Origin of the sequence: Mycoplasmopsis primatum ATCC 25948 (assembly GCF_000702785.1) — a bacterium.
Classification (GTDB): Bacteria; Bacillota_I; Bacilli_A; order Mycoplasmatales; family Metamycoplasmataceae; genus Mycoplasmopsis; species Mycoplasmopsis primatum.
This window is the reverse complement of the sequence record NZ_JNJV01000038.1, coordinates 1-6,917: the sequence shown is the minus strand read 5'-3', so window position 1 is coordinate 6,917 and position 6,917 is coordinate 1. Positions and strand designations below refer to the sequence as shown.

Genomic DNA, 6,917 nt, shown 5'->3' with positions numbered 1-6,917 from the left:
GAAAATAATTAAGGTTCATAATTTAGATATTTGATATTAATATTATTTTTAATATAATAACAAATGTTATTTTTTAATCAAATGGAGGTTAAAATGAATTTTCAAAATGAATTGATTGCTAAGGTAAAAAAACTACCTAAAACAAAAATTTTACTTGTTGATGGCGACGATCAAAGAACAGTCGGTGCAGTTGAAAAACTTAGCGAATATCCTAATATTGAATTAACTCTCTTAGTTGAAAAAGACTATAAAACAAATACAAAAGCAAAAATTATTAATATGAATGCTGATGCTAATAAAATTGAACAATTAGCCCAAAAATATGTTGAATTGCGTAAAGGCAAGGATGATATTGAAACTGCTCGTAAGAATTTAAAAACAAGACCTTTTTATGCTATGATGCTTTTAGCAACTAATGAAGTAGATGGAGTAGTGGGTGGTCTTAATTTTTCAACAGCTGATATTTTAAGAGCAGCTTTTAAAGTTATAGGTCCTAAAAAAGGTATTAAAACAATCTCATCAGTTATGATAATGCACAAAAATGATGATACTTACTTTTTCAGCGACATTTCGGTTAATCCAAAGCCAGATGCAAATGCATTGGTTGATATAGCTAATAATGCTGCAGAGTTTGCTATTTCTTTTACTACTGAACCAAAAATATCATTTTTAAGTTTTTCAACAAGCGGTTCATCTGTTACTCCTGAAACTAAAATGGTTCAAGAAGCAACAGTTGAATTTAATAAAAATTATAAAGGCATTCCTGCTATTGGTGAAGTCCAATTTGATGCTGCTATTAGTGATTCTATTAGAACACAAAAATATAAAGAACATTCTTTTAGTGGTAAATCAAATGTCTTTATTTTCCCAAATCTTGAAGCCGGCAACATAGGTTATAAGATAGCTCAAAGATTAGGTGAATTTGGAGCAATTGGACCAATTATTACAGGTGTTAATAAACCAGTAAATGACCTTTCTAGAGGAAGTATGGTAGATGATGTTGTTAATACAGTTTTAATTACATCAATTCAAGCAAATACAAAGGAGTAGTAATGAATAAAAAAGTTTTAGTTATAAATGCCGGAAGCAGTTCTATCAAATTACAATTATTTGATAAGGAAAAACTTAATGTAATAGCTAATGGTTTAGCCGAAAGAATTACCGAACCAGGTGGCGGAAATATTACAATTAAATTTGATGGTCAAAAATTTGAAAAGCAAGTTAAAATGCCGGATCACAGTGTTGCTGTTAAACACATTCTTGAAATAATGGAAGAAAATAAAATTATTACTGATCCAAAAGAAATTGAACTTATTGGTTTTAGAGTTGTACAAGGTGGACCTTATTTTAGTAAGGCAACTAAATTAACAGATAAAGAAATTGCATTAATTGATGAAGTTAAAATGTATGCACCATTGCATAATCCAGGTGCATTGCAAGCCATTAGAGCATTTCAAAAAGTTATGCCACATGCTAAATTATCAGCTAATTTTGATACAGCATTTCATACATCAATACCTGATATAAATGCTATTTATCCTATTCCATATGAATTAAGTGAAAAATTTAAAATTAGACGTTATGGAGCACATGGAATCAGTCATGAATTTATTACATTAAAAGTCGAAGAAATACTTAATAAAAAATCAGTGAATGTAATTAACTTACACATTGGTAATGGAGCTTCTATTTGTGCTATTAAAAATAGCAAATCAATTGATACATCTATGGGGCTTACCCCATTAGCTGGAATCATGATGGGTTCTCGTTCAGGAGATATCGATCCATCTATTCATCAATTTGTTATGAAAAACTTAAATATCTCAATTGATGAATTTACTGATATTTTAAATAAAAAATCAGGTATGTTAGGTGTTTCAGGTATTTCAAATGATATGAGAGACATCATCGCTGCTATTGATAAAGGCAATAAGCAAGCTAAATTTGCTTTTGATTTGTATTGTCAAAAAATAGTTGATTATGTAGCAATGTATGCTAACAAACTTGAAAACAAAATTGATGCCATTGTATTTACGGCTGGTATTGGAGAAAACACACCATTATTAAGAGAACAAGTTATCAATAATTTGCACTTTGCTAATATAAAAATTGATAAAACAAAAAATGATGGCAAAATTGGTGATTATTTAGAAATTTCATCAAAAGATTCAGATGTTAAAGTATTTGTTATCAGAACAAACGAAGAACTTTTAATCGCTAAACAAGCAATTGATTTATATAAATAATGTATTATGAAAAAAGCCATTTATGCTGGATCATTTGATCCACTTCATGAAGGTCACATCGAAATAATCAAAAAAGCATTAAAAATTTTTGACAAACTTTTTGTAATTGTTTCCATTAATCCTGATAAAGATAATTTAGAGAATATTGAGCAAAGATATGATTATGTTAAAAAACAATTATCGTCTTTTAACAATGTTGAAGTGTTAATTAATAAAAATGAATTAATAGGCAATATAGCAGAGGAATTAGGAGTTAATTTTTTAGTTCGCTCTGCTAGAAATGATACTGACTATAAATATGAAATAGAACTAGCAGCCGGTAATCATTGTGTTAATAATCAGCTTGAAACAGTTTTAATTATGCCTGATTATTCAATGATTAACTACTCATCAACATTATTAAGACACAAGAAAAAGTTAGGAAAATAATGTGGAAATTTGTAAAGTCAGCTCTTGAAAAAAATACTTGGTTAGATTGCCAAAATAATCACCAGTTATGTTTTTGGGGGCGTTCAAATGTTGGCAAAAGTTCATTATTAAATTCATTGGTTAATCAGAAAATTTCATATGTTTCAAAACAACCAGGTAGAACTCAATTTATTAATTATTTCCAAGAAGATTCAAGATATATAGTTGATTTGCCAGGATATGGTTTTGCTAAATTATCAAAAGAAAAAATTGAAAAAATGAATTATTGAATTGAATTGTTTTTACTTAACGATCATAGTCCTAAAACAATATTTTTGCTTATTGACTCGCGAATAGGCATAGGAAAAATTGACATTGAAAAAATTAATTTTTTAAAGCATACAAATTGACAAATTCATCTGATTTATACCAAAATTGATAAACTAAATCAAAAAGAAAAATCAGCTTTAATTAAGAAACATAATGAATTTTTAAAGGATGATGTTTTAACACAAAACACACAATATTTTTTAGTTTCAAGTACTAAAAATATTGGTATTGACGATTTAATCAGCTACATAAATGAGAATGTATATATTGGTTAATGTGATAGAATATGTGTGTTTAAATTATAGATAGTATTAAAATAAAGGGTTATATGGCAAAAAATCTAAAAAAGAAAATTTTAATTGGCTCAATATTATTTGGCACTTCTGCTGGAACTTTAATAGGTTCTAGCATTGCTTATCATTACGTTAAACAAGCAAATTCTAACAATATTGATGCTGTAATTGCTAAGGTTAAAAAATTCAAATTGGAATTAAATCCAAATTATAATAATTTTGACATTAGCAAAAAATATGCTAGTGAATTTGCATATCAATCATTTTTCGGACGTTCTATTGATACTGAAAAAGAACCAACAGCTAAAATCAATACTTCTTATTGAAGTGCACTAGAAAATAAGAGTGCTGGAAATGTTAAAATACCTTTTATTTTGTTAAATAGAAATGTTAATTATTCTCTTGAAGATTTTAAAAAGAACTATTTTATTTATTATCACTCTTTTGCTAATGACTTTACAGGAGAACTTTATTTAAGGATTTATTTTGAAAAAAAACCTGCATCAAGTGCTTCACCAGTAGGCTCTACTAGTGAGTATAATGAAAGATCGAAAAATTGAGTATGAGTTGATTTTAAATTAGAAAATTTTAAAAAGTTTGATATACAAAAAAACGAAGATTTGTTATTAAAAAATAATTATGCTCCAAGTCAACATGGTTTTAGACTTTCAACAACAACGAGAAATAAATTGCTTAAAGGTGAGATTAATTCGCTTGATGATATATTTGATTTAACTGGTAATGATTCTTCTAAAATACCTACCAAAAAGCAAGATTCAGCAGAAAGCATTAAAAAAGTACACTCAACATTTAGTAGCTTTCTTTCGTATTCATCATCATCTAAAAAAACAGCTGAAGAGCATGCTTTTAAATTTTTAATAGATACAGATAAACCTGTTTGAGTTTCTAAAGATGCATCTTCATGAAACATACATTATTATGCTTATGTTTTTATTCCAGAAGCACAATATAGTGATGACAAAGATTTAAATTCATCTAAAAAAGTTTATATCAGTAAAGAAATAACTACTCCTTTACAAATTGAATACAATAACATGAAATCAATAGTTCAATATATAACTATTGCACCAGCAGTTCATTCAAAAAATAAACTAAATGAAATTTTGCCTTCAAGTTTAGAATATGCTAGATATAGCTCTGGTTTAGCTGATTATTTAAATTCATCAAATGGCTACATCAAAGGTCTCAATTTGTTTGTTAAAGATGATGCGCCCGAAAATGTTAAAAAAGATTTTAAAACTGGTAAATACACTCTTTCATATTTACAAGTTGAAGAAGAGAGTGGCATTATCAAACAATTGAAAGAATTTGAAGCTTATTATAAAGATGAAGCTAATAAAGCTCAAATTGAAAAAAATTCAAGAACACCATTTATTAAATTAAATGATAAAGAAGGTTCTGCAGTTATTGCTATAAAAATTAGCATTAAATTAGAAAACGGGTATACAGAATCATATATTTCTTATATTAATGTAACAGGTATGAAAACAATGTAGAAATAAGCATCCGACGATGCTTTTTTTATGTAAATATTTCCCAATAAATGAAGCCCAATATAAAAGGTTATAAATATATCAATTTGAAACCAGTAAAATTAAATAGAAAGTTATATACAACAACTAACATTTAATAAGGAGAATCATGAATTTAACAGATAAAAGAAGTAAATTGGTAGTTACAATTGGCCCATCAAGTGATAACTATAATACTTTAAGATCGCTCGTGGAAGCAGGCGCAACATGTGTTCGTGCTAATTTTAGTCACGGAAAACATGAAGAACATCTAAATAAGTTTAATATTGCTAAAAAAATATCAAGAGATATGCATTTACCAATATCTTTAATGTTAGATACAAAAGGTCCTGAAATTAGAGTGGGCAAGATGGCTAATGGTGTGCAATTTATACCATCAAATCATGAAATTAAGATTTATTCATATAATGCTGATTTTGCTGATTTTGAAGGTAACCAAAACGAATTAGTAGTTTCATATGATATGTCTAAAGACCTAGCAGAAGGCAATGTTATTCTTTTTGATGATGGTAAGCTTAGTGCTATTGTTACTAAAATTGCTAAGAATGTAGTTTATGCTAAAACTCTTAATTCGCATAATTTAAAATCAAATAAAAGAATTAATCTTCCAGGTGTTGATTTTACCTTACCATTTTTATCTGAAAAAGATATTAATGATATTAAATTTGGTATAGCACAAGGTGTTAATTACATAGCCGCTTCTTTTGTTAATTCCGCCAAAAATGTTAAAGACCTTAGAAAGCTTTTAGATGAAAATAGTGGAAAACATATTCAAATTATTTCTAAAATTGAAAGTCATTTAGGAATCAAAAATATTGATGAAATTATTCATGAATCAGATGGTGTGATGGTAGCAAGAGGTGATCTTGGTCTTGAAATACCTTATTATGATGTGCCTTATTTTGAAAAAGTAATGATTAGAAAATGCCGTGAAGCAGGCAAGCCAATTATTATTGCTACTCAAATGCTCGATTCTATGGAAAATAATCCTAATCCAACAAGAGCCGAAGTCACTGACGTTTATTATGCTACCGAATTAGGTGCTGATGCTACTATGCTTTCAGGCGAAACAGCTAGTGGTGCATATCCACTTGAAGCCGTTATTACTATGACTAATATTAATAAACGTGCTGAATTAGAATTCTATGATAAAACTTACTATGATATTCAACTTGAAGAAGTTAGAAGAAGATCGAATTTAAAAGAAAACAAACGTGCTAGAATAGCATATGAAGTAGCTAACCGTGCTCGCTTTGGTGATTATAAATTTGCTGTTGTTTTATCAAGAACAGGAAAATTACTTACAGAAGTTGCTAAGTTTAGACCTAATACAATCATTGTTGGTATAGTAAATGATCCAAATATGATCGGCGAATTTGGAATTACTTCTAGTGTGTGAGTTTCATTAGATTCAATTAAATACTTTGATTCAATTAAAAAAGATAAAAGTAAAGCACTTGAAGTATTGCAACCTTATGGCGCTAAACCAGGCGATAGAATTTTAGTTGTTGAAAATGAAAGCCTTATTGAAAAAACTATTGAATAATGAATAAAAAACTGAAATTTTATTTCAGTTTTTTTAATGAATTTATGTATTAAACTAACAGTTGCTTGTTCTATAAAACACCTATAAAATAGGTTTTTTAGAAATTTACCCGCAAAAGGTTTAAATGGTATTTATGACCCAGTTATCAATTAATTTAATATAATGTTAAAACATAATTATGTTAGGAATTTTAGGAGTGTGGAATGGGAGATAATAAAAAAGAAATTGAAAGAGCTAATCTTCATAATACTATATGAAAGATAGCTGACGAATTAAGAGGATCAATTGATGGCTGAGATTTTAAACAATATGTTTTAGGATTCTTGTTTTATAGATTTATTTCAGAAAATATTTGTAGATATATAAATGACTATGAAAGTAAATGTGAAGATCCTCAATTTGAAGACTATGCTCAATTAAATGATAGTGACATAACTGATGATTGAAAAAAAGCTGTGGTTGATGAAAAAGGTTTTTTCATTATGCCATCACAGCTTTTTACAAATGTTAATAAGTGTGCACAAGATGATGCTAATCTAAA

Annotated in this window: 7 protein-coding genes; all 7 read left to right on the top strand. The window is 27.9% G+C overall.

Annotation, left to right across the window (positions count from 1 at the left end):
* Positions 1-93 precede the first annotated feature (93 nt).
* On the top strand, positions 94-1,050 hold the full coding sequence (locus tag T386_RS0103810; RefSeq protein WP_029513807.1) for a phosphate acetyltransferase: 957 nt from the start codon (positions 94-96) through the stop codon (positions 1,048-1,050).
* Between the two features lie 2 nt (positions 1,051-1,052).
* Entirely contained in the window at positions 1,053-2,246 is a 1,194-nt protein-coding gene (locus T386_RS0103805) for an acetate/propionate family kinase (RefSeq protein WP_029513806.1), read from the top strand.
* A 6-nt stretch (positions 2,247-2,252) separates the two neighbouring features.
* Positions 2,253-2,675: a pantetheine-phosphate adenylyltransferase gene (coaD, locus tag T386_RS0103800; RefSeq protein WP_029513805.1), complete on the top strand. Its 423-nt coding sequence runs from the start codon at positions 2,253-2,255 to the stop codon at positions 2,673-2,675.
* Positions 2,675-3,259: a ribosome biogenesis GTP-binding protein YihA/YsxC gene (gene yihA, locus T386_RS0103795; protein WP_029513804.1), complete on the top strand. Its 585-nt coding sequence runs from the start codon at positions 2,675-2,677 to the stop codon at positions 3,257-3,259. The genes coaD and yihA overlap by 1 nt, the downstream gene beginning before the upstream one ends.
* Before the next feature lie 53 nt (positions 3,260-3,312).
* Entirely contained in the window at positions 3,313-4,794 is a 1,482-nt protein-coding gene (locus tag T386_RS0103790; RefSeq protein ID WP_029513803.1) for an MAG1430 family protein, read from the top strand.
* A gap of 145 nt (positions 4,795-4,939) precedes the next feature.
* A complete protein-coding gene (pyk, locus tag T386_RS0103785) occupies positions 4,940-6,376 on the top strand; it encodes a pyruvate kinase (RefSeq protein ID WP_029513802.1) in 1,437 nt (478 codons plus the stop codon).
* 203 nt (positions 6,377-6,579) lie between these two features.
* The coding region (locus tag T386_RS0103780; RefSeq protein ID WP_029513801.1) for a type I restriction-modification system subunit M N-terminal domain-containing protein at positions 6,580-6,917 on the top strand (338 nt) is incomplete at its 3' end.